At 62.5% G+C, this 21,635-nt stretch carries 22 protein-coding genes; 19 read left to right on the top strand and 3 right to left on the bottom strand.

Going from position 1 to position 21,635, the window contains the following annotated elements; genetic code table 11:
• Positions 1–155 precede the first annotated feature (155 nt).
• Complete coding sequence (gene recG, locus B5E56_RS07435; RefSeq protein WP_087389222.1) at positions 156–2,243, top strand: ATP-dependent DNA helicase RecG; 2,088 nt, start codon at positions 156–158, stop codon at positions 2,241–2,243.
• 23 nt (positions 2,244–2,266) lie between these two features.
• Positions 2,267–2,653: a C-GCAxxG-C-C family protein gene (locus B5E56_RS07430; RefSeq protein WP_087389221.1), complete on the top strand. Its 387-nt coding sequence runs from the start codon at positions 2,267–2,269 to the stop codon at positions 2,651–2,653.
• A 203-nt stretch (positions 2,654–2,856) separates the two neighbouring features.
• Here B5E56_RS07430 and B5E56_RS07425 read toward each other — a convergent pair whose 3' ends face one another.
• From B5E56_RS07425 to B5E56_RS07415, 3 genes are all read right to left on the bottom strand, one after another.
• Positions 2,857–4,230: a DUF4179 domain-containing protein gene (locus tag B5E56_RS07425; RefSeq protein WP_087389220.1), complete on the bottom strand. Its 1,374-nt coding sequence runs from the start codon at positions 4,228–4,230 to the stop codon at positions 2,857–2,859.
• Between the two features lie 3 nt (positions 4,231–4,233).
• The gene (locus tag B5E56_RS07420) at positions 4,234–4,698 is read right to left on the bottom strand and encodes a sigma-70 family RNA polymerase sigma factor (RefSeq protein WP_087269443.1); all 465 of its coding nucleotides are present in this window, start codon (positions 4,696–4,698) and stop codon (positions 4,234–4,236) included.
• Positions 4,699–4,805: 107 nt separating this feature from the next.
• On the bottom strand, positions 4,806–6,716 hold the full coding sequence (locus B5E56_RS07415) for an FUSC family protein (RefSeq protein ID WP_087389219.1): 1,911 nt from the start codon (positions 6,714–6,716) through the stop codon (positions 4,806–4,808).
• A 165-nt stretch (positions 6,717–6,881) separates the two neighbouring features.
• Here B5E56_RS07415 and mutY point away from each other — a divergent pair, with 165 nt between their 5' ends.
• The 17 genes from mutY to B5E56_RS07330 all read left to right on the top strand — a co-directional run bounded on the left by mutY (position 6,882) and on the right by B5E56_RS07330 (position 21,601).
• Complete coding sequence (gene mutY, locus B5E56_RS07410; RefSeq protein WP_087389218.1) at positions 6,882–7,952, top strand: A/G-specific adenine glycosylase; 1,071 nt, start codon at positions 6,882–6,884, stop codon at positions 7,950–7,952.
• Complete coding sequence (locus B5E56_RS07405; protein WP_087389217.1) at positions 7,922–8,497, top strand: thymidine kinase; 576 nt, start codon at positions 7,922–7,924, stop codon at positions 8,495–8,497. The genes mutY and B5E56_RS07405 overlap by 31 nt, the downstream gene beginning before the upstream one ends.
• A 30-nt stretch (positions 8,498–8,527) precedes the next feature.
• Positions 8,528–9,400, top strand: a complete 873-nt coding sequence (locus tag B5E56_RS07400) for a 4Fe-4S cluster-binding domain-containing protein (RefSeq protein ID WP_087389216.1) — start codon at positions 8,528–8,530, stop codon at positions 9,398–9,400.
• Positions 9,401–9,501: 101 nt separating this feature from the next.
• Positions 9,502–9,783 (top strand): YabP/YqfC family sporulation protein, encoded by a 282-nt coding sequence (locus B5E56_RS07395; RefSeq protein ID WP_087188098.1) that lies wholly within the window; start codon positions 9,502–9,504, stop codon positions 9,781–9,783.
• A gap of 16 nt (positions 9,784–9,799) precedes the next feature.
• On the top strand, positions 9,800–11,029 hold the full coding sequence (locus tag B5E56_RS07390; protein WP_087389215.1) for a sporulation protein YqfD: 1,230 nt from the start codon (positions 9,800–9,802) through the stop codon (positions 11,027–11,029).
• Entirely contained in the window at positions 11,026–12,006 is a 981-nt protein-coding gene (locus tag B5E56_RS07385; RefSeq protein ID WP_087389214.1) for a PhoH family protein, read from the top strand. The genes B5E56_RS07390 and B5E56_RS07385 overlap by 4 nt, the downstream gene beginning before the upstream one ends.
• Positions 12,003–12,500 (top strand): rRNA maturation RNase YbeY, encoded by a 498-nt coding sequence (gene ybeY / locus B5E56_RS07380; protein ID WP_087389213.1) that lies wholly within the window; start codon positions 12,003–12,005, stop codon positions 12,498–12,500. The genes B5E56_RS07385 and ybeY overlap by 4 nt, the downstream gene beginning before the upstream one ends.
• Positions 12,493–12,708, top strand: a complete 216-nt coding sequence (locus B5E56_RS07375; protein WP_087269465.1) for a hypothetical protein — start codon at positions 12,493–12,495, stop codon at positions 12,706–12,708. Before ybeY ends, B5E56_RS07375 begins: the two co-directional genes overlap by 8 nt.
• Positions 12,709–12,733: 25 nt before the next feature.
• The gene (gene era / locus B5E56_RS07370) at positions 12,734–13,627 is read left to right on the top strand and encodes a GTPase Era (protein WP_087334516.1); all 894 of its coding nucleotides are present in this window, start codon (positions 12,734–12,736) and stop codon (positions 13,625–13,627) included.
• Between the two features lies 1 nt (position 13,628).
• Entirely contained in the window at positions 13,629–14,384 is a 756-nt protein-coding gene (gene recO / locus B5E56_RS07365) for a DNA repair protein RecO (protein ID WP_087389212.1), read from the top strand.
• 1 nt (position 14,385) lies between these two features.
• Positions 14,386–15,249: a PhzF family phenazine biosynthesis protein gene (locus tag B5E56_RS07360; RefSeq protein ID WP_087389211.1), complete on the top strand. Its 864-nt coding sequence runs from the start codon at positions 14,386–14,388 to the stop codon at positions 15,247–15,249.
• Between the two features lie 57 nt (positions 15,250–15,306).
• Positions 15,307–17,679 (top strand): endonuclease MutS2, encoded by a 2,373-nt coding sequence (locus B5E56_RS07355; RefSeq protein WP_087389210.1) that lies wholly within the window; start codon positions 15,307–15,309, stop codon positions 17,677–17,679.
• A gap of 154 nt (positions 17,680–17,833) precedes the next feature.
• Positions 17,834–18,097 carry an HPr family phosphocarrier protein gene (locus B5E56_RS07350; RefSeq protein ID WP_007495691.1) on the top strand — a complete coding sequence of 88 codons (264 nt, stop codon included), beginning with the start codon at positions 17,834–17,836 and terminating at the stop codon, positions 18,095–18,097.
• A 97-nt stretch (positions 18,098–18,194) separates the two neighbouring features.
• Positions 18,195–20,033 (top strand): excinuclease ABC subunit UvrC, encoded by a 1,839-nt coding sequence (uvrC, locus tag B5E56_RS07345; RefSeq protein ID WP_087389209.1) that lies wholly within the window; start codon positions 18,195–18,197, stop codon positions 20,031–20,033.
• Positions 20,030–20,587 (top strand): 16S rRNA (guanine(966)-N(2))-methyltransferase RsmD, encoded by a 558-nt coding sequence (rsmD, locus tag B5E56_RS07340; RefSeq protein ID WP_087389208.1) that lies wholly within the window; start codon positions 20,030–20,032, stop codon positions 20,585–20,587. Before uvrC ends, rsmD begins: the two co-directional genes overlap by 4 nt.
• A 7-nt stretch (positions 20,588–20,594) precedes the next feature.
• A complete protein-coding gene (coaD, locus tag B5E56_RS07335; RefSeq protein ID WP_087188110.1) occupies positions 20,595–21,092 on the top strand; it encodes a pantetheine-phosphate adenylyltransferase in 498 nt (165 codons plus the stop codon).
• Positions 21,092–21,601, top strand: coding sequence for a hypothetical protein (locus tag B5E56_RS07330; protein WP_087188111.1), 510 nt, complete (start codon positions 21,092–21,094; stop codon positions 21,599–21,601). Before coaD ends, B5E56_RS07330 begins: the two co-directional genes overlap by 1 nt.
• The last annotated feature ends 34 nt before the right edge of the window (positions 21,602–21,635 follow it).

The raw sequence follows: 21,635 nt of genomic DNA, 5'->3' as shown, positions 1-21,635 counted from the left end.
CCTTTTTAAAACTTCTGAGAAGTTTTAAAAAGTTTTGACTGGACGCGAAAGGACACCCTGATGGTTTCCTTTCACACTATCTTCCCTTCCGAAAATGGAAGCCTGGAAACTTTTTATGCAAAAATGGTATAGAACGATGCAAAAGAGGTGAGATCATGTCGCTGACACTAAAGACCGGCGTGGAGGCCCTGCCTGGGGTGGGTCCTGCGCGGGCCAAAGCTCTGGCCCGTCTGGGGCTGACTACCGTGGGTGATCTGCTGGGCTACTATCCCCGGGACTACGAGGACCGGCGGAAGAGTGCCTCCATTGCCTCGGCGCCGGCGGATGTGCCGGTATGCCTCACTCTGATGGTGGCCGAGCCGCCCCGACTCTCCCGTATCCGAAAGGGACTGGAGCTGGTGAAGGCGCGCCTGGTGGACGACACCGGCAGCCTCACCGCCACCTTTTTTAACCAGGCCTATTTGAAGGATGCCCTGCGGACGGGGGAAACTTACGTCTGCTTCGGCAAGGTGGAAGGGGAGGGCGCCCGGCGGCAGATGACCAACCCGGTGTGCGAGCGGGTGGACAAGGTGCGCTTCACCGGCCGCATTTTGCCGGTATATTCCCTGACCCACGGGGTGTCCAACAACCTGCTGGCGGGGCTTACTCTCCGATGTGTGGAGGAGTGTGCCGCTCAGGTGGAGGAGAGTCTGCCCCACAACCTGCGGCAGGCCCACCAGCTGGCCGAGGCCGAGTTTGCCGTCCGCAACGTCCACTTCCCAGCCGATGAGGATGCCCTGGCGGTGGCCCGGCGGCGGCTCATTTTCGAGGAGCTGTTCTATCTCACCTGCGGCATGGCTCTGCTGCGTATCCGCCGGGACAAGGCGGCAGGGCTGTCCTTTGAACAGTTCCCAGAGGAGGACTTCCTGAATCTGCTCCCCTTCTCTCTCACTGGGGCACAGCGGCGGGTGATTGGGGAGATGACTGCCGATTTCACCTCCGGCGCTCCCATGAACCGGCTGGTCCAGGGCGACGTGGGCTCGGGTAAGACCATGCTGGCGGCCTACGGGGCCTGGCTGGCGGCGAAAAACGGGTATCAGTGTGCCCTGATGGCGCCCACCGAGCTGCTGGCTGAGCAGCACTACCGCTCTCTGGCGCCTTTGCTGGAGCAGGCCGGGTTGCGGGTGGGGCTGCTCACCGGCGCGGTGAAGGGTAAGGCCCGCAAGACGGTGTATGCCGCCCTGGAGAGCGGCGAGCTGGATCTGGCCATCGGCACCCACGCTCTTTTGAGCGAGGGAGTGACCTTTGCAAAGCTGGGGCTGGTGGTCACCGACGAGCAGCACCGCTTTGGCGTAGGCCAGCGGGCAGCCCTGGCGGCCAAGGCTAACGGCACGCCCCATGTGCTGGTCATGTCGGCCACCCCCATTCCCCGCACCCTGGCCCTCATCATCTACGGCGATCTGGATGTGTCGGTGGTGGATGAATTGCCCCCCGGTCGTTCCCCGGTGGAGACCTATGTGGTGGGGGAGGACAAGCGGCAGCGGATGTACAATTTTGTCCGCAAGCTGGTGGGAGAGGGCCGTCAGGTCTATATGGTCTGCCCTGCTGTAGAGGAAGGAGAGGCTGACGGAGAGGAGCCGGGTCCCGGCGGCCCGGCGGCTGACCTGAAGGCCGCCGTTACCTATGCCCAGACCCTCCAGACCCAGGTCTTTCCCGACCTGCGGGTGGGGCTGGTCCACGGCAAGATGAAGAGCAAGGAGAAGGACGCGGTTATGACCGCTTTTGCCGCCGGGGAGCTGGATGTGCTGGTGTCCACAACCGTCATCGAGGTGGGGGTGGACGTGCCCAACGCCGCCCTGATGATCGTGGAGAACGCCGACCGCTTCGGCCTTTCCCAGCTCCACCAGCTGCGGGGCCGGGTGGGCCGTGGCAAGCACCAGTCCTACTGCGTGCTGGTGACCTCCACCCGCAGCCAGGACAGCCGGGAGCGGCTGAGGGTCTTGTCAAAAACCAACGATGGGTTTAAAATCGCGGAGGAGGATCTGCACCTCCGTGGCCCCGGCGACTTTTTCGGCTCCCGGCAGCACGGCTTGCCTCAGCTGGGTATTGCCGATCTGGCGGGGGATATGCGGGTGCTGAAGGAGGCACAGACTGCCGCCGAGGAACTGCTCCGCTCCGACCCCGGCCTGACTCTGCCGGAGCACGCCGGACTGCTGGGGCGGGTGAAACGTCTTTTTGCCGAGCAGGGGGACGTATTTAACTAAGAGAAAAGGACAGAAACTGTTTTATGGATCGTATGGAAGAGACCAAGGGCCTGCGGGCCCGAACCGATATCCACTTCAACTGCTGCCAGTCGGTGCTGGTGCCCTTTGCCGACCAGTGCGGACTGACCAAGGAGGCGGCCTACCAGCTGGGCGCCCACTTCGGAGCGGGCATGAAGCACGGCGCCACCTGCGGCGCGGTGACCGGGGCCCTGATGGCACTGGGTATGGCGGGGGCCGACAGCAACGCCGCCCTGGACCTGATGCGCCGGTTCCGGGAGCACAATCAGGCCCTGGACTGTGCTACTCTACTGCGCCTGGCGGAGGAGCGGGGCGAAGAGCACAAGTGCCACTGCGACCGGATGGTGTATGAGGCGGTGGAACTGCTGGAGGAGCTGCTGGAGAAACAGTAAGCGCGCAAAGGGGCCTGTTGCAAAATAGCTGTTTTGCACAAACCTGTCATTGCGAGCCAGTGCGCACACTGGCGTGGCAATCCGTTTCCCCGGCAAAAGGGACGGATTCCCACGAAAAACGGCCGCCCGGTGGGCGGCCGTTTTTCTCGGAATGACGGGTCTTTGTACGAGCTGCACATTTTGCAACAGCCCCTTTTGGCGCTTCAGCGCAATGGGAGCACGATGGGGGACTCCGGGGCGGCGGAATAACAGTCCAGGATCTCCAGTTCCACCTGGTCAAAGGGATAATCTTTCAGGGGAACGGACTCCTCAAAGACTCCCTCCAGCTCCGTCCCGTCCTCATCTCTGGCGATGGTGTGGGATGCCATACTGAAGTGGTGCTCGCTTCCGTCGGGAGCGCGGTAGATGGGGCCTACCACCTGGCGGAACACCATGCCGTCTGCCAGGGTGGGGGCCCGGAAGGTGAGGGTTGGAATGCCGTCTATTTCCTCAATTCGAGCCAGAGTGATGCCGTCGGGCAGAGGATCAGTCCGGCCAGTGGTCAGATCCACTGTGACCCAGTGTTCCTCCTTGTCCTGCCAGATGGCTCCTTCGATGTGAAGGGTCAGGTGCTGGGCATCCTCAAAATAGCTGCTCTCAAAGCGGTAGGAGGTGACCCGGGGGGTGCCGCCATCGCCGTGGGCGATCAGCCCCTGAGGCCGGTCATAGCGCACGCCCTTGTCGTCCTCCAGCCAGCAGGTCAGGCTGTTGATTTGAACGGTGTTGGCCTCGTCCTCCTGGATGTCCACCCGGACGTGGGTGGGGTAGATCTCCAGCCCCACTACTTTCAGCTGTTGGCCGTCCAGGGTAAAGGGTTGGTCCAGGGTGATCTGACTGCCCTGGCTGGTAAAGTTGGGGTCGAACTGTAGGGTGAAGGAGAAAATGGCCACCGCATCGGGATCACCGGGTGGATCGTCCCACAGGCCGGAATCTTCCGATGGAACAGCGGCTTCGGTGTCGTCCGCCGCCCACACCTTGTAGTCCAGGATCAGGGTATCGGGTACGTCCTCCTCCTGGAAGTCGATGGAGATATGCCGCAGCTCCTTCGGGTCGCTGGGGGTCTGGGAGAAGGAGAGGCTGGCATGGGCTTGCTGGCCGTCGGCCATTCGGATATCCCCGGAGCCGTCCAGCTGGGAATAGCGGTCACTGCTCAGGGAGAAGAAGACATTGACCTGCTTCTGGTCCACAATGAGATATTCCACCTTCATGGTCACGTCGCCGTCGGTCTGGCTCTGCGCCACCCGCTGGACATATTCGTGCTCAATGGAGGCTTTCAGGCTGGGGGAAAAGGCCACGGCGGCGGTAAGCTCCTTCAGGATGGGGATGTTGGAGCAGGCCAGGGCGAAGGGAGTTACCAGGTTGACCAGCAGCACAAAGACGGCAAACATGGCGGCCACACTGCCGGCGGGGGCAGCGATCCAGCGGCTCAGCCGGCGCCGCCGGTATCTGGCTCTGGCCCGGGGCAGGGCGGACTCCAGCCCGGAGGGCGTCTGCTCCAGCTCATCCAGGAGCAGGCGGTATTCTTCCATACGGTCCATGGTTCAAGCCTCCTCGCTTAATTCCAGTTTCAGCAGGGACAGGGCTTTGCGCTGCCGGGTGGAGACGGTGCCGGTTGGGATCTCCAGGGCCTCCGCTGTCTCCGCCAGGGTGAGACCCTGGAAGTAGCGCAGGATGATGACTGCCCGCAAATCCCGAGGCAGGCGGCGGATGGCCTCCTTCAGCGGCAGATTGTCATAGGTCTCCGCTGCGGTCTCGGGCAGCTCCTCCACCGCCAGCTCCCGCTTGCGGCGTCGGAGCTCGGCGTTGCAGGCGTTGATGAGAATGCGGGTGAGCCAGGTATTGAAGTGTTCCGGCTGGCGCAGCCGCTTATGATGCAGCAGCCCCAGATAGATAGCCTCGTCCACCGCATCCAGGGCATAGGCCTCGCTGCCCAGGTAGAGATAGGCGGTGCGGTACAGTCTGGCCTTAAGTGCCTCGGTACGGGTCGCAAATTCCTGTTCGGTCAAGGGTGGCGCCCCCCTTTCTGCCTATTAGAGTATTTGGCGGGCCCTTTTCATTGCGTGGCGCAAAAAAATCAGCCGCGCCGCAAATTGTTTCTGCGGCGCGGCTGTTGTTATGCGTTTGCCAGGGTCTGGGCGTTTTCCATATAACGGCGGACCACATAGCACAGTTCCCCTTGGGGCAGCGTCTCCACCGGGACGCCGTTCAGATCGGTGAGGGGACAGATCCGGGCGCCAAGGGCGGCGGCCACGCTGTCCAGGGCGGTCTGCTCCTCCGGCGTGACGGCCCCTGACTGGATGAGACCTTCTGTCTGCTCCAGCTCGGAGAACATATTCCACAGGATCACCAGCCGTTTCCGGTGGTATTCGGCCTCCTCCGGGGCCTGATGGTCGGTGTACTGGGCAGCTTCATGATAGACCATGTGGAACTGAGAGAGCAGTTCGCTGAACAGGGCGGGGTCCACCGGTTGGCGGAGGCTGCGGCGGATGACCTCCCAGTAGTAGGCCTGGAGTCGGTAGAGCTCCTGGAAGTTCCGGCGGAACTGGGGTTCCTTCCGGTTGGGCAGCAGGAAGGTGTTGACCACCAGCACCAGCGCCACTGCCATACCCAGATACATGAGCCGCAGGCCGATGGCTTCGGTCTCCTGTACCGTTAAAGTGGCCATGGTGAGAGCAAAGGAGGTGGAGAAAATGGGATGGACCCAGGTGCCTGGGGTACAGCAGTACATCAGGGAGATCATAATGAGGGAGAACACAAAGATACCTGGTAGGCCGGGCAGCCAGGGATACACCAGATGGACAATGACACAGCCGATGGCGGTGCCCACGGGGCGGGTGACCATACGGTGGGCGCTCTCCTCATAGCTGGGCTGGAGGAGCAGGAAGGCATGGAGGGGGAACCAGTAGGTGTGCTCAAACTCCCACAGGAAGCTGACGGTGGTGCTGATGGTCATAACCACCGCCAGACGCAGAGCAAAGCGGAACTCAAACCGGGCGGGGGAGAACCGCTGGCACAGGCTGCTCCAGGCAGCCCGCCAGGGCACCTTGCGGAAAAAGGGGTCGTGCTGGGCGTGGAAGGACTCCCGGCACAGGAGCAGCAGGGTGTGGAGTACGCTGCGGTAGAAGATGCGCAGACGGCCCTGGGGCAGGTCGGTATTGTCAAGCAGGGCCTGAATGCGGGCGGCCAGCCGCTGCCGGGCGGCGGGCTCCCAGGCGCTTTGCAGCTGCCGCACCACCTCCGCCAGGGTGTGCATGGTATGGGGGAAGGCCGGGGTGTTTTTGGCGTCCTGCCAGGAGGGACCGTCGGTGACCAGATAGGAGGCCCGCTGAAACAGCAGAGCCAGCAGATGATAGCACCGCTTCTGCCGGTCAGGCAGGTGGAGCAGGTGCCGCCGGTCATAGCCCTTTCGGTGGAAACTGCGGGCCAGGTCGTAGAGCTCCTTGCCGGCGGATTTGTCGTCGCCGCCGCTGGACAGCCCGTCCAGCAGGTCGGCCAGCCGCAGCAGGCTGGCAGAAATCTGACCCGCCGGGTCACTGGTGATGTGGGTTACCCTGGCGTTGATGAGCAGAGCGATCACCAGCAGTACGCAGCAGAAGCCCACCGCCTCCAGCTGAATGGGCAGCTGCTCCAGCGTGGGTGGACGCAGCTCCAGAAAGACGAAGGTCATGGCGTAGCCCATGTGGCCCTTGGGGGTGAACTGGCTGCACTTCCAGAACACCAGGAAGAAGGGTACGGCGAAATTCAGGATGGCGCACAGCCACACATTGAGGGCGGCGGCAAAGGCCAGCAGGCACAGCAGCAGGGACATGAGGCACATGGCCGCGTAGTCCTCCAGCCGGTTGGCCTCCTTCCGGCGGAGCTGAAACAGGGTGGTGGAGCAGGAGACCACCATGGCGTAGGTGCTGCCGAAGATCCAGGTTACCAGCAGGAACTGGACCACGTAGAACAAAATGGTGGAAAAGGCCCCCTTCCACCGGCGCCAGAACAGCGCCGGAAAGCCCCTGATGCCGGAACCCGCGGCCACAACAGATACCCCCAGTCGAGATTGATTGCTTATCTAACATTATAGAGGTAACCTGTTGGTAAGTGCAAGGGGGCGAAGAAAATTTTGTAGAACCGTGGGAATTGAAAAAGGAGGGCGGCCATTATATAATGAGCGGGATAACAATCAGACTTTGGAGGTATGCCTTTGGAACCCCTGGAACTGCTTCCCATCCCGCTGCTGCAATGGTACCGGGAAAACGCCCGGGTGCTGCCCTGGCGCAGCGACCCCACCCCCTACCATGTATGGATCAGCGAGATCATGCTCCAGCAGACCCGGGTGGCGGCGGTGCTGGACTACTACCGACGCTTTCTGGCGGAACTGCCCACTGTGGCTGATCTGGCGGCGGTGGAGGAGGATCGGCTCATGAAGCTGTGGCAGGGGTTGGGCTACTACAACCGGGCCCGCAACCTGCAAAAGGCGGCCCGCCAGATCATGGAGGATCACGGCGGCGTCTTTCCCGATACCTATGAGGCCATCCACGCCCTGTCTGGTATCGGCGACTACACCGCCGGAGCCATCTCATCCATCGCCTTTGGCATCCCCGAACCGGCGGTGGACGGCAATGTGCTGCGGGTGGTAGCCCGCATCACCGGGGACGACGGGGATATTATGAAGCCGGACACCAAGGCCCGGATGGGAGTGGCTCTGAAGCGGGTCATGCCGGTGGATGCCCCCGGGGACTTTAACCAGGCCCTGATGGAGCTGGGGGCCACCGTGTGCCTGCCCAACGGCGCCCCCCTGTGCGATCAGTGCCCGGCCAGAGACTTCTGTGTGGCCCGTTTGACGGAGCGCACCGGGGAACTGCCGGTAAAGGCGGCCAAGAAGGCCCGGCGGGTGGAGGAGCGGACGGTGTTCCTCATCTTCCGGGATGGGGCGGTGGCCCTTCGGCGGCGGAAGAGCCGGGGCCTGCTGGCGGGACTGTGGGAGTATCCCAACGAGCTGTCCCCCGCACCCTGTCCGGTGGAGGCCCTCTCCCTGGAGCAGGGGCCGTCGGGCAAGCACATTTTTACCCATATCGAGTGGCATATGAAGGCCGTGCTGGTCCAGGCGGCCGGCGATACCCTGCCCGAGGGCTGGGTGTGGGCCACTTTGGAGGAACTGGACCGGGACTACGCCGTGCCCAACGCCTTTCAGGCTTTCAAGCCTGCGGTGGAGGGGCGGCTTAAAGGAGAAGGAGAGGAACCATGGCAAAGCTGTATTTCCGGTATGGAGTGATGGGCTCCAGCAAAACCGCCAACGCCCTGATGGTGCGCTACAACTATGAGGAGCGGGGCCAGGATGCCCTGCTGGTGAAGCCTGCCATCGATCAGCGGGACGGGGCCCGGTTTGTGGCCTCCCGGGCGGGGCTGAGCCACGACTGCATCTATTTTTCTGACCTGATGGAGATGACCCCCCGGGAGCTGAAGCCCTACGCCTGCATCATCGTGGATGAGGCCCAGTTCCTCAGCCGGGAGGAGGTGCGCTACCTCACCGATCTGGTGGACGACTGGAATATCCCGGTGATCTGCTACGGCCTGCGGGCCGACTTCAAGGGGGACCTGTTCCCCGGTTCGGCGGAGCTGCTGGCCACCGCCGACGTGATCGAGGAGGTCAAGACCATCTGCTGGTGCGGCAAGAAGGCCCTGTGCAACGCCCGTTTCGACGAGCAAGGCAATGTGCTCAAGGAGGGCGAGCAGGTGGTGCTGGGGGCCAACGACCGATACATCGGCCTGTGCCGTAAGCACTGGAAAGAGGGTAACCTGGGCCCCAAGCAAAAGTAAGTCCCAGGAAAGCGGAAAGGAACCATTGAAATGATCTGTAATCTCTGCCCCCGGAAGTGCGGGGCGGTGCGTACGGCCGACCGGGGTGAGGGCCGCTGCCGGATGCCAGAAGCCCCGGTGGTGGCCCGGGCGGCTCTCCATATGTGGGAGGAACCCCCCATCTCCGGTACAAAGGGCTCGGGCACCGTGTTTTTCTCCGGCTGCTCCCTGGGGTGCGTGTTCTGCCAGAATGAGCAGATCAGCCACCGGGATTTCGGCAAGCCCATCACGGTGGAGCGACTGCGGGCCATCTTCTTTGAACTCATTGATCAGGGGGCCCACAACATCAATCTGGTGAACCCCACTCACTACGCCCATGTGGTGCGCTCGGCGCTGGCCGAGTCTCTGCCGGTGCCGGTGGTGTGGAATTCCGGCGGCTACGACCGGGTGGAGACCCTGAAAGCTCTGGAGGGCAAGGTCCAGATCTACCTGCCCGACTATAAATACCGCACCGGCGACTATGCCGGGCGCTACTCCGCCGCTCCGGACTATCCCCAGGCGGCGGAGGCGGCTATCCTGGAGATGTTCCGCCAGACCGGTCCCGTCCGGTATGAGGACGGGCTGCTGAAACAGGGGGTGGTCATCCGCCACCTGCTGCTGCCCGGCAAGCTGGCCGAGGCCAAGCGGGTGATGGACTGGGTGGCGGAGCATTTTGAGCCGGGAGAGGTACTCTTCTCCCTTATGAGCCAGTACATTCCCTGGGGCCGGGCGGCGGATTATCCGGAGATCAACCGCCGGGTGCGTCCCTCGGAGGTGCGGGCGGCGGAGGCCTACATGGCGGATCTGGGACTGGAGGGCTTTGCCCAGGGGGCGGAGGCCGCCCAGGCGGAGTATATCCCGCCCTTTGACCTGACCGGCGTATAAAAACTGCATATCCCATTCTGGGGCGGGCCGCTGGCCCGCCCTTTTCCTGTCAAATGGGACAACCACCCCGCATAAGCATAGGTCGGAGGGGGGTGGAGGCCATGGAACGAGACCGAAAACGGCCCGGTCTGCTGGAAAAGACGGCAGAGGTGCTGGACCTGCCCGGGGACGTGGTGGCCGGCCTGCCCAGGGTGGAGCTCACCGGCAGCCGGGAGCTGCGGATGGAAAACCACAAGGGCATCCTGGCCTATGGCAGCCAGGAGATCCACATCTCCGGCGGCAAGCTGGTCATCAAGGTGCGGGGCAGCAACCTGGAGCTGAAATCCATGAACGCCAGCCAGCTGCTCATCACCGGCGAGATCGACGGGGTGGATCTGACCTGAAAAAGGAGGTGGAAGGATGCTGCTGCGGCTGGTGAACGCCCTGCGGGGGAGCGTGCGTCTGGAGGTGGAGGGGGCCTTTCCTGAACGGTTCCTCAACCTGTGCGCTCAGCGGGGTATTTTGTTCTGGAACGTGGAGTGGATGGAGACCACCCGCCTGCGGCTCACCGTCACCCGCCGGGGCAGCCGCCAGGTCGCCGCCCTGGGGGAACGGACGCTGTGTATCGTCACTCCCGCCGGGCGGAAGGGGATGCCCTACTTTCTGGCCCGATTCAAAAAACGCTATGCCTTCTGGGTGGGGATGGGCCTGTCCATGGCGGCGGTGTGCGTTCTGTCCTCCTTTGTGCTGACCATTGAAGTAAAGGGCAACACCACCGTGCCCACCGCCCAGATCCTCACCGAACTGAGGCGGCAGGGGTTGGGTATCGGTACCTTCGGCCCCGGTTTGGATGAGCGGACGGTGGGCAACAAGGTGCTGCTCCAGCTGCCCCAGCTGTCCTGGCTGTCCATCAATCTGTACGGCACCCGGGCGGAAGTGCTGGTGCGGGAGGCGGTGGAGGCGCCCGAACTGGTGGACGCCCAGGAGTATGGCAGTGTGGTGGCCCGGGCCTCCGGCATTGTAACCCGTGTGGAGGCTCTCACTGGCGAGGCGGTGGTGAAGGTGGGGGATACGGTGCTGGAGGGGGAGACTCTCATCTCGGGCACTGTCCACCTGGAAGGCCCGGCCTACAGCGATAAGCCGGAGATCGGGCAGATACAGGTGCGGGCTTCCGGTCGGGTGTACGCCCGGACCTGGCGCACCATGGCGGCCCAGCTGCCCCTGGAGGCTCAGGTGAAGCGGTACACCGGGGAGGAGACCAATCTGTGGTCAGTCACCGCTCTGGGCCGCCGGACCGATTTTTTTGGAAAGGGTGGAATTTCTTTCGACAGGTATGATAAAATAAGCCATACCTGGACCCTGACCCTGCCCGGCGGCGAGGAGATGCCCCTGGCCGTCCAGCGGGAGACCTGCCGGGCCTATGAACTGGAGACGCTGGCCGTGGAGCCGGACGCGGCGGAGGCCATGCTGAAAGAGCGCCTGATGGAGGCGCTGGAAGAGGCGGTGGGGGAGGGGGAGATCGTCAGCACGGAGTTTGCCGCGGAGACGGAGAACGGGATGCTGACCGTGACCCTCCAGGCAGAGTGCCGGGAAGAGATCGGGACATTTGTGCCCGATTCCACTACACAAGAAAACGAGGCCGATCCATGATAGAACAGACCATCAATATCGAGCGGATGGAGGACGTGGTAGACGTCTTTGGCTCTTTTGACGAGAATATCAAGCTGGTGGAGCACGAGCTAAATGTAACGGTGGTGAGCCGGGACGACCAGCTGAAGGTGTCCGGCGAGGCGGAAAACGTGATGCACGCCGTCAAGGCCATCGAGGGCCTGCTGGGCCTGGCCGGGCGGAAGGAGACCATCACCGAACAGAACGTGCGCTACATCATCAATCTGGTAAAGGCGGGCAATGAGTCCCACATCAACGACATCGCCCGGGACGTCCTGTGCGTCACCGCCAAGGGAAAGCCCATCAAGGCCAAGACCCTGGGCCAGAAGCGGTATGTGGATGCCATCAAGAAAAATACCATTACCCTGGGCATCGGCCCGGCGGGCACCGGCAAGACCTATCTGGCGGTGGCCGCCGCCGTGGCCGCCTTCCGGGACAAGCAGGTCAACCGCATCATCCTGACCCGGCCCGCCGTGGAGGCGGGCGAGCGGCTGGGCTTCCTGCCCGGCGATTTGCAGAGCAAGGTAGACCCCTACCTGCGGCCCCTGTACGACGCCCTCTTTGAGATGCTGGGGCCCGAGACCTACCAGAAGTACCTGGAGCGGGGCAACATCGAGGTGGCTCCCCTGGCCTATATGAGAGGCCGCACCCTGGATGACTCCTTCATTATCCTGGACGAGGCCCAGAACACCAGCCGGGAGCAGATGAAGATGTTTTTGACCCGCCTGGGCTTCGGTTCCAAGATCGTCATCACCGGCGACATCACCCAAATCGACCTGCCCCGCGACACTGTGTCCGGCCTGAAGGAGGCCATGCGGGTGCTGGACGGGGTGGAGGATATCGCCATCTGCCGCCTGAACGAGTCCGACGTGGTGCGTCACGTCATTGTCCAGCGGATCATCAAGGCCTATGAGGCCGACGAGAACCGCCGGGCCAAAAAGGAGGGCCGGAAGGCATGAACCACGAGATCATCATTGAGACCGAGGTAGACGGGGCGGAGGAGTATGCCGACCTGCTGCGGCAGGTGATCCCCGCCGCTCTGGACGCCCAGGGGGTGGATGTGCCCTGCGAGGTGGACGTGCTGTTCACTGACGACGAGGGCATCCACCAGATCAATCTGGAGCAGCGGGGGGTGGACAGGCCTACCGACGTACTCTCCTTCCCCATGTTCGACCTCCAGCCCGGAGAACATCCCACCGGGGAGGACGCCGACCCCGGCGACAACCTGGTACCTCTGGGGGATATGGTGATCTCCCTGGAGCGGGCCCGCGCCCAGGGGGAGGAGTTCGGCCACGGTACCCGCCGGGAGGTGGCCTATCTGGCTGTCCACTCGGTGCTCCACCTGCTGGGGTACGACCATATGGATGAGGGCCCTATGAAGGCCCAAATGAGAGAGCGTGAGGAGATCATCCTGGGGCGGCTGGGCATTGGCCGGGAGGGACAGGATGGGTAAGGTTGGACGGTATGCCGCCGCCGGCGGGGCCATCTCCATCGGCATCTGCATCCTGCTGTGCATGGCGCTGGGCAGCATGGTGGAAAACGCCATAACGATTGTGGCCTGCGGAGTGCTCTTTGCGCTGCCGGGTATTGTGGCCGGCTGCGCCTGGGGGCTGTATGAGGCGCTGAAAGAGAGACGGAACGACTGGGAAAATACGAAATAACGCTCAAGAAAGTTGAGGATCACCTATGGAAATTAAAAAATCTGGAATGATCAGCATCGTGGGCCGGCCCAACGTGGGCAAGTCCACCCTGACCAACGCCCTGGTGGGTGAAAAGATCGCCATTGTCTCCAACAAGCCCCAGACCACCCGCAACCGCATCAGCGCCGTGGTCAACCGGGGAGAGTGCCAGTACGTTTTCCTGGACACTCCCGGCCTCCATAAGGCCCGTACCCGGCTGGGCGACTACATGGTGAAGGTAGTCAAGGAGAGCGTGGCCGACGTGGACGCCATCCTGCTGCTGGTGGAGCCCATCCCTCACATCGGTGGCCCCGAGGCCGAGCTCATCGCCCGCATCAAGCAGTTGGGCGTGCCCTCCATCCTGGTCATCAACAAGATGGACACGGTAGAGAAGGAGGCCCTGCTGGCCGTCATGCAGACCTACGGCCAGGCCCACGACTTCAACGCCATCCTGCCCATCTCCGCCAAGCAGAACGAGGGCGTAAACGAGCTGCTGGACCTGCTGGCAGAGTTCCTGCCTGAAGGCCCCCAGCTCTTCCCTGACGACATGGTCACCGACCAGCCCGAGCGGCAGGTGTGCGCCGAGATCATCCGGGAGAAGCTGCTGCTCTGCCTGGACAAGGAGATCCCCCACGGCACCGCCGTGGAGATCACCCGCTTCTCCGAGCGGGACAACGAGATCATTGACCTGGACGCCACCATCTACTGTGAGAAGGCCAGCCACAAGGGCATCATTATCGGCAAGGGGGGCGCCATGCTCAAGAAGATCTCCACCCTGGCCCGCACCGACATCGAGGCCTTTATGGGCACCAAGGTGTTCCTCCAGACCTGGGTGAAAGTCAAGGAGGGCTGGCGGGACAATCTGAATCTCATCCACAACTTCGGCTACCGGGACGAGTAAAATGCACATTGCCACACAGGGCCTGGTGTTACGGGAGGTCAACTACAAGGAGTCCGACAAGATTCTCACCGTCCTCACCGCCGAGGGGGGCAAGCGCACCGTAAAGGCCCGGGGCTGCCGGAAGAAAAACAGCCCCCTGGCGGCCTCCGCCCAGCTGTTGGTCTATTCCGACATGACCCTCTTCGCGTACCAGGACCGGATTACCCTCAACGAGGCCGAGTCCATCCGGCAGTTCTGGCATCTGAAATCCGACGTGGAGCTGCTGGCCCTGGGCTCCTATTTTGCCGAGGTGATGGAGGCGGTGTCGGTGGAGGGACGGCCCGATCCGGCCGCCATGTCCCTCATTCTGAACAGCCTTCACGCCCTGGACAAGCTGAACAAGCCCCAGGCTCTGGTGAAGGCGGCCTATGAGATGAAGCTCATGGCCCTGGAGGGCTATGAGCCTCTTGTCGATGCCTGCGCGGTATGCGGCAGGCCTGACCCGGAAAAGCCCATGCTGAACCTGGCGGAGGGCGTGCTCCACTGTGCCTCCTGCAAAAGCGAGGTGGGGGAGGGCACTTCCCTGCCCCTGACGGAGGGAACCTTGTCCGCCCTGCGGCACATTCTCTACGGCGATCCCAAGCGGCTGTTCTCCTTTCAACTGGACCAAGGGGGGCTGGACTGCCTGGCCCGGGTGTGTGAGGGCTTCCTGCGCACCCAGCTGGACCGGGGATTCCGTACCCTGGATTTTTATCATGAACTGAAAGCGGGGATGTAACATGGAACTGTATGTGGCAGACGCCTTTACCACCGTGCGCTTTTCCGGCAACCAGGCCGGCGTGGCTCTCCTGGGGGAGGGAGACTTCCCGGAGGAATCCCTGATGCGTGCCCTGGCCGGGGAATTGAAGCATTCCGAGACAGCCTTTGTCCGCCGGACCGGGGACAAGGCCTTCCATATCCGCTACTTCACCCCCGCTGAGGAGGTGGACCTGTGCGGCCACGCCACCATCGCCGCTTTCACCGTCCTGCGGGATACCGGGGCCATTGTTCCCGGAGATTACGCCCTCCATACCCGCTCCGGGGACCTGGAGATCGGGGTGGGAGCGGACGCCGTGTGGATGGATATGGCGCCCCCCACCGATGGCCCTACCTTCTCAGAGGAGGAGCAGGGGGCGCTGTACGCTGCCTATGGCCTGTCTTTGGCCGACCGGCCGGAGGGGCTGGAGCCCCAGGCAGTGAGTACCGGGCTGATGGACATTTTGCTACCGGTGCGTGACCTGGATACCCTGGACCGGGCTGTCCAGAACGAGGCGGAGGTCACCCGTCTGTCGGAGCACTACAACGTGGTGGGGGTGCATATGTTTTGCCCCCACACCCCAGACGCCGCCGCCCACTGCCGCAATTTCGCCCCCCTGTACGCCATCCCGGAGGAGGCGGCCACCGGCACCTCCAACGGAGCCCTGACCTACTACCTGTTCCGCCGGGGGCTGATCCAGGCCGGTGCGGATAACCGCTTTGTGCAGGGGGAGAAGATGGGCAAGCCCTCTGAGATCCTGAGCCGCATCACCGAGGACAACGGTAGTGTGAAGGTACGGGTGGGAGGCCGGGCCCTGATTACCCTGAAATGTGAACTGATGGGATAACCCACAGGGGCGGGACACTGGCCCGCCTCTGGATATCATGCAATTTGGAGAACCTACATGACCGATTTATTTGAAAAATCCATTCAGACTCTGGAGCTGCCCCGGGTGCTGGAGAAGCTGGCCGAGCAGGCGGTGACCGAGGAGGGCAAGGACCGCTGCCTGGCCCTGCGGCCCCTGACCGATGTGGACGACGTGCAGCGGGCTCTGGACGAGACCACCGCCGCGGTGAATATGACCGCCCTGCGGGGCTCGCCCTCCTTTTCCGGCGTGCGCCCGGTGGGAGCCTCCCTCCAGCGCGCCAACATGGGGGGCGCCCTCAACACCCGGGAGCTGCTGGACATCGCCGCCGTGCTGCGCTCCGCCCGCTCCGCCAAGGAGTATGGCGAAGGAGAGGGGGACCGGGCCAAGACCTGCATCGACCACCTGTTCCGCTCCCTTACCTCCAACCGCTTCCTGGAGGAGCGCATCACCGGCGCCATCGTGGGGGAGGACGAGATTGCCGACGCCGCCAGCCCGGAGCTGGCCTCCATCCGGCGGCATATCCGGGCTACCGCTTCCAAGGTGCGGGACATCCTGAACAAGCTGATCTCCTCCAACCAGTCCAAGTACCTCCAGGAGTCCATCATCACCCAGCGCAACGACCGCTATGTGGTGCCGGTGAAGTCGGAGCACAAAAACGACGTGCCCGGCCTGGTCCACGATGTGTCCTCTTCCGGCTCCACCTTCTTCATTGAGCCCATGGGGGTGGTGAAGGCCAACAACGAGCTGCGGGAATTGCAGGCCAAGGAGGAGAAGGAGATCGAGCGCATTCTGGCGGAGTTGTCTGCCCAGTGCGCCCAGTACAAAGAGGACATCAGCCAGGACTACGACCTGCTCATCATCCTGGACGTGATCTTTGCCCGGGCCAAGCTGGCCTATCGGATGCGGGCGGGCGCGCCCCGGCTGTCCGGCCAGGGCCTCTACCTGCGAAAGGCCCGCCACCCCCTGCTGGACCCCAACAAGGCGGTGGCCAACGACCTGATGCTGGGGGAGAGCTTCGACACCCTGGTGATTACCGGCCCCAACACCGGCGGCAAGACGGTCACCCTCAAGACTATCGGCCTTCTGACCTTGATGGCCCAGTGCGGCCTCCACATCCCCGTGGGGGACGGCAGCTGTGTAAAAGTCTTTGACCGGGTGCTGTCCGATATCGGTGATGAGCAGTCCATTGCCCAGAACTTGTCCACATTTTCCTCCCATATGGTGAACATTGTGGGCATTTTGCAGGAGGCGGACGACCGCACCCTCATCCTCTTCGACGAGCTGGGCGCGGGCACCGACCCCATTGAGGGCGCGGCCCTGGCCGCCGCCATCATCGAGTCTGCCCGGGAAATGGGGGCTTTGGTGGCCGCCACCACCCACTATGCCGAACTGAAGGTGTACGCCATGACCACCCCGGGGGTGGAGAACGCCTCCTGCGAGTTCGACGTGGACTCCCTGGCACCCACCTACCGGCTGCTCATCGGCATCCCCGGCAAGTCCAACGCCTTTGCCATCTCTGAGCGGCTGGGCCTGCCCAAGTCCATCATCCAGAAGGCTGCCGCCCGCATTGACGCGGAGAACGTTCGCTTTGAGGATGTGCTCACCCAGCTGGACGAACAGCGCCAGGAGATGGAGAAGGAGAAGGAGGCCGCAGCACGCCTCCGCCGGGAGATGGAGGAGACCGCCAAGGCCTCCCGGGAGTACAAGGCCCAGATGGATGCCCAGCGCCGGAAGGCGGTGGAGAAGGCCCAGGCGGAGGCCCGTGCCATCCTGGACGAGGCCAGGGACACCGCCGACCAGGTGTTCAAGGAACTGAACGAAATGCGCCGCCGCCAGCGGAAGGAAGAGGACTGGCAGAAGATCAACGACGAGCGGGCAGGTCTGCGTCACAGACTCAACGAGGCCGAAGGCAAGCTGGGCCAGCGGCCTGAGGCACCCGTCCCGCCGCCCACCCGTCCCGCACAGAAGGGCGACACGGTGGAGCTGGTGAAGATGGGTACCCAGGCCACCGTGCTCTCCGTCAACAAGGACGGCTCCCTCCAGCTTCAGGCCGGTATCCTGAAGATCACCGCCAAGCAGGACGAGGTCCGGGTTGTGGAAGGGGAGAGCGTCAAGGCCGCCAAGAAGGTGGTGGCCCGGGCAGAGCACAAGCTGCGCTCCCTGGGAGCCTCTCCCGAGGTGGACCTGCGGGGCATGATGACCGACGAGGCCATCGGCGCCTTGGACCTGTTCCTGGACAACGCGGTGCTGGGCCGGCTCAACGAGGTGCGCATCATCCACGGTAAGGGCACCGGTGCGGTGCGCAAGGCGGTGCGGGAGCACCTCAAGCGCAGCCGCTATGTGAAGTCCTTCCGCCCCGGCCGCTACGGCGAAGGGGAGGATGGTGTGACCATCGCCGAGCTGCGGTGATGGAGTTTCCGTTCTGATTCGGAAATAAAACCAGAGGGTTCGTCATTCAAAACAGATTCTTGCACGGATTTTGTGCATTTTGTCATTGACGGTTTGGGATAAATTTGCTATCCTATAATACGAAGTATGCGAATGCATCTTGGGGGGAAACGCTATGTATATGAAAGAGGCAGTTGTGAACAACCAGGTCGGCCTGCACGCCAGACCGGCTACGTTCTTCATCCAGAAGGCCAATGAGTTCAAGAGCTCTATTTGGGTGGAGAAGGACGAGCGGAGAGTCAATGCCAAGAGCCTGCTGGGTGTGCTTTCTCTGGGGATCGTCAAGGGGACTTCCATTAACCTCATTGCAGACGGCCCCGACGAGAAGGAAGCTGTGGAGGCTCTCATCGAGCTGATCTCCTCCAACTTCTCTGAGTAAGCGACCAAAGCGAGAGAAAAAAGCGCCGCATCTGCGGCGCTTTTTTTGATAGTAGGGTTGCCATGTACGGCAGAAAGGAGGGCTTGTAGTTTTTGCTATGACCTTTGACGAGTTAAAAGAGAAAGCTCATGCCCTGCCGCTGAAGCCGGGCGTATATATCATGCAGGATGCCAAAAATGTGGTCATCTACGTGGGCAAGGCCAAGGCCTTGAAGAACCGGGTGAGCCAGTACTTTGCCAACCTGGCCTCCCACACCGAAAAAACCCGGGCCATGGTAAGCCAGATCGACCACTTCGACGTCATCGTGGCCGACTCGGAGTTTGAGGCCCTGGTGCTGGAAAATTCCCTCATCAAGCGCCACCAGCCCCGGTATAACATCCTGCTCAAGGACGACAAGGGCTATCCCTACATCCGGCTGACGGTGAAGGAGGAGTACCCCAAGTTCTCTCTAGCCAACAGGGCGGCGGAGGACGGGGCCCGGTACTTCGGCCCCTACGGCAGCCGGGGCAACACCCAGAATATTATCGACGCCCTGCGGGTAGCCTTGCGCCTGCCCTCCTGTAACAAAAAGTTTCCCAGGGACATCGGCAAGGAGCGGCCCTGCCTCAACTACCACATGGGCCAGTGCGACGGCTACTGCCGGAAGGACATGGACCAGAGCCGCTACCGGGAGGCCATCGACCAGGCCGTCCGTCTGCTGGAGGGCAAGTTCCAGGAGGTAGGGGACGAACTGAAGGCGGAGATGGAACTGGCCGCCGAGGAGCTGCGCTTTGAGAAGGCCGCCGAACTGCGGGACCGCTATAAGGCCATTGAACTGCTGGGCAAGCGGCAGAAGGTGGTGGCCGGTTCCCTGGCCGATACCGACGTGGTAGGCTTCCACAAGGGAGAGGCCACCAAGAGCTGCTTTGTGGTGCTCCACTTTGTGGAGGGCGAGCTGGCCGCCAAGGACTGGGACCTGATCGATACCCCCATGGAGGAGGAAACAGCGGACATTTTGTCCGCCCTGGTGCGGCAATACTATGGAGGCCGGGGAAACCTGCCCCGGCAGATCCTGCTGCCCTGTGAGCTGGAGGACGAAGTGCCTCTGATGCGGATGCTATCCGAGGACGCAGGCCGCAAGGTGGAGTTGGTGACCCCCCAGCGGGGGGCCAAGATGGACCTGATCCGTCTGGCCAACAAGAACGCGGTGGAGGAAGTGGAGCGCTGGACCACTCGGGAGGAGCGGCAGAGCAAGCTGATGGAGCTGCTGGGGAAGATGCTGGACCTGGAGGCTCCGCCCCGGCGTATCGAGTCCTACGACATCTCCAACCAGGGCGCCGACGACATCGTGGCCTCTATGGTGGTGTATGTGAATGCCCGTCCTCTGAAGCGGGATTACCGTCATTTCAAGCTGAAGGATATGGACGGCCCAGACGACTACGCCTCCATGGAGCAGGTGCTGACACGACGGTTCAAGCGCTACCTGGAAGGGGACGAAAAATTCGCGGACAAGCCTGACCTGCTGCTCATTGACGGCGGCGTCAACCACGCCAATGTGGCGGTGAAGGTGCTGGAGACGCTGGGACTGTCCATCCCCATCTTTGGTATGGTGAAGGACGACCGCCACCGTACCCGGGCCCTGGTGACACCGGAGGGCCGGGAGATCGGCATCCAGGGTAATCAGGCCATTTTCTCCCTCATCGGCCAGATCCAGGAGGAGACCCACCGCTTTGCCATCGAGTTCCACCGCCAGCAGCAGAACCAGCGGGTGAAAGGCTCGGTGCTGGACCAGATCCCCGGCGTGGGGGAGAAGCGGCGGAGCGACCTGCTCAAGCACTTCAAGAGTATCAAAAAGATCAAGGAAGCCACCCAGGCCCAGCTGGCGGAGGTGGTGCCCAAAAACACCGCTCAAGCGGTATTTGACTATTTTCATCCGAAAGGGGAAGGACCCACATGAGAGTGATCACCGGAATTGCCCGGGGCCGTAAGCTGAAAGAGCTGCCCGGCCTGGAGACCCGGCCCACCACCGACAAGGTGAAGGAATCGGTTTTCAATATCGTTCAGTTCGACATCGAGGGCCGGCAGGTGCTGGACCTGTTTGCCGGTACCGGCCAGATGGGCATCGAGGCCCTGTCCCGGGGGGCGGCCTTCTGCACCTTCGTGGATCTGCGGCGGGAGGCCGCTGCGGTGGTGCGGGAGAATTTGGCCCACACCAAGCTGGCGGACAGTGCCAAGGTGATCCAGGGGGATTATCTGGCCTTTCTCACCGGCTGCCGGGAGAAATTTGACCTGGTTTTCCTGGACCCGCCTTACGGCACCGGTATGCTGGAAAAGGCCCTGGAGACCATCGCCAAGATTGACATCATGACGGAAAATGGTATAATAGTCTGCGAAAGCGCCGCCGAGTCGGTGCTGCCGGAGCTGGAAGGCCCCTACGAGAAGGGCCGGGAGTACCGCTACGGCAAGATCAAACTCACCATCTATCACCGTACCGTCGGCAACAGGATGTGAAGCCCTTATGAAGACAGCCATCTACCCCGGCAGCTTTGATCCCATCACGCTGGGGCATCTCAATATTATCAAGCGGGCAGCCGTCTGCTTTGACCGGCTCATCGTCTGCGTGCTGGTGAACTCGGAGAAGGTGAACCGGGGCCTCTTCACCCCGGAGGAGCGGACAGAGCTCATCCGCAAGGTGGTGGCTAAGCTGCCCAATGTGGAGGTGGATTGCTCCTCCACTCTGCTGGCGGAGTACGCCCGGCAGAAGAAGGCCTGCACCCTGGTGAAGGGTCTGCGGGCAGTGTCCGATTATGAGAATGAGCTGCAGATGGCCCTCATCAATCGAAAACTCAATCCTAGGCTGGAGACCATGTTTTTGCCGTCCAGCGCCAAGTACACCTATGTCAGCTCCAGCGTGGTCAAGGAAATGGCCCGTTACGGAGCGGATCTGTCGGACTTTCTCCCCCGTGAGATCATTGAGGACGTCCGGCAAAAAATCGAAAGCGGGAGGGATCGCTGATGGCCACCGGTGTGGAAGAATTACTGGATATGCTCTATGAGATGATTGAAGACGCCAAAAATATGCCCCTGAGCAGCGATAAGTGCATTCTGGAGCGGGACAAGGCTCTGGATCTGCTGGATGAAGTGCGGGGTCAGTTCCCCATGGAGCTGAGCGAGGCCAAGAAGCTGATCGCCGCCCGTACCGATTATATCAATTCCGCCAAGCGGGAGGCTGAGCTCATTCGCAAGCAGGCCGAGGAGCAGGCCCGCCAGATGGTGTCTGAGAACGAACTGCTGGCCCAGACCAAGCAGAAGGCCAATGAGATGATGCGTACCGCCGAAGAGCGCAGCCGGGACCTGCGCAAGGCGGCCAACGACTACTGTGAGGACGCCCTCCGCCGCACCGAGGAGGCGGTGGCCGAGGCCTATGACGAGATCAAGAAGTCCCGCGCCCGGTTCCGGGCGGTGGCCGGCGGCAGCAGCCCCCAGAACAGCCGTCAGCCCTACGACGCTGAGGCCGACGAATAACAGCAAAACGGCTCCCTGCCCCACTGCGGCGGGG

The organism is Flavonifractor sp. An112 (assembly GCF_002161085.1).
Classification (GTDB): Bacteria; Bacillota; Clostridia; order Oscillospirales; family Oscillospiraceae; genus Flavonifractor; species Flavonifractor avicola.
This window is presented reverse-complemented; position numbering and strand designations above follow the sequence as displayed.

Bases quoted from the DNA above. Each gene is read 5' to 3' on its own strand.
- B5E56_RS07350 (WP_007495691.1), top strand. From the start codon at position 17,834: ATGTATATGAAAGAGGCAGTTGTGAACAACCAGGTCGGCCTGCACGCC.
- B5E56_RS07360 (WP_087389211.1), top strand. From the start codon at position 14,386: ATGGAACTGTATGTGGCAGACGCCTTTACCACCGTGCGCTTTTCCGGC.
- B5E56_RS07430 (WP_087389221.1), top strand. From the start codon at position 2,267: ATGGATCGTATGGAAGAGACCAAGGGCCTGCGGGCCCGAACCGATATC.
- B5E56_RS07405 (WP_087389217.1), top strand. From the start codon at position 7,922: ATGGCAAAGCTGTATTTCCGGTATGGAGTGATGGGCTCCAGCAAAACC.
- uvrC (WP_087389209.1), top strand. From the start codon at position 18,195: ATGACCTTTGACGAGTTAAAAGAGAAAGCTCATGCCCTGCCGCTGAAG.
- rsmD (WP_087389208.1), top strand. From the start codon at position 20,030: ATGAGAGTGATCACCGGAATTGCCCGGGGCCGTAAGCTGAAAGAGCTG.
- recO (WP_087389212.1), top strand. From the start codon at position 13,629: ATGCACATTGCCACACAGGGCCTGGTGTTACGGGAGGTCAACTACAAG.
- ybeY (WP_087389213.1), top strand. From the start codon at position 12,003: ATGAACCACGAGATCATCATTGAGACCGAGGTAGACGGGGCGGAGGAG.
- B5E56_RS07390 (WP_087389215.1), top strand. From the start codon at position 9,800: ATGCTGCTGCGGCTGGTGAACGCCCTGCGGGGGAGCGTGCGTCTGGAG.
- B5E56_RS07425 (WP_087389220.1), bottom strand. From the start codon at position 4,230: ATGGACCGTATGGAAGAATACCGCCTGCTCCTGGATGAGCTGGAGCAG.
- B5E56_RS07385 (WP_087389214.1), top strand. From the start codon at position 11,026: ATGATAGAACAGACCATCAATATCGAGCGGATGGAGGACGTGGTAGAC.
- B5E56_RS07395 (WP_087188098.1), top strand. From the start codon at position 9,502: ATGGAACGAGACCGAAAACGGCCCGGTCTGCTGGAAAAGACGGCAGAG.
- era (WP_087334516.1), top strand. From the start codon at position 12,734: ATGGAAATTAAAAAATCTGGAATGATCAGCATCGTGGGCCGGCCCAAC.
- B5E56_RS07375 (WP_087269465.1), top strand. From the start codon at position 12,493: ATGGGTAAGGTTGGACGGTATGCCGCCGCCGGCGGGGCCATCTCCATC.
- recG (WP_087389222.1), top strand. From the start codon at position 156: ATGTCGCTGACACTAAAGACCGGCGTGGAGGCCCTGCCTGGGGTGGGT.
- B5E56_RS07355 (WP_087389210.1), top strand. From the start codon at position 15,307: ATGACCGATTTATTTGAAAAATCCATTCAGACTCTGGAGCTGCCCCGG.
- B5E56_RS07400 (WP_087389216.1), top strand. From the start codon at position 8,528: ATGATCTGTAATCTCTGCCCCCGGAAGTGCGGGGCGGTGCGTACGGCC.
- coaD (WP_087188110.1), top strand. From the start codon at position 20,595: ATGAAGACAGCCATCTACCCCGGCAGCTTTGATCCCATCACGCTGGGG.
- B5E56_RS07330 (WP_087188111.1), top strand. From the start codon at position 21,092: ATGGCCACCGGTGTGGAAGAATTACTGGATATGCTCTATGAGATGATT.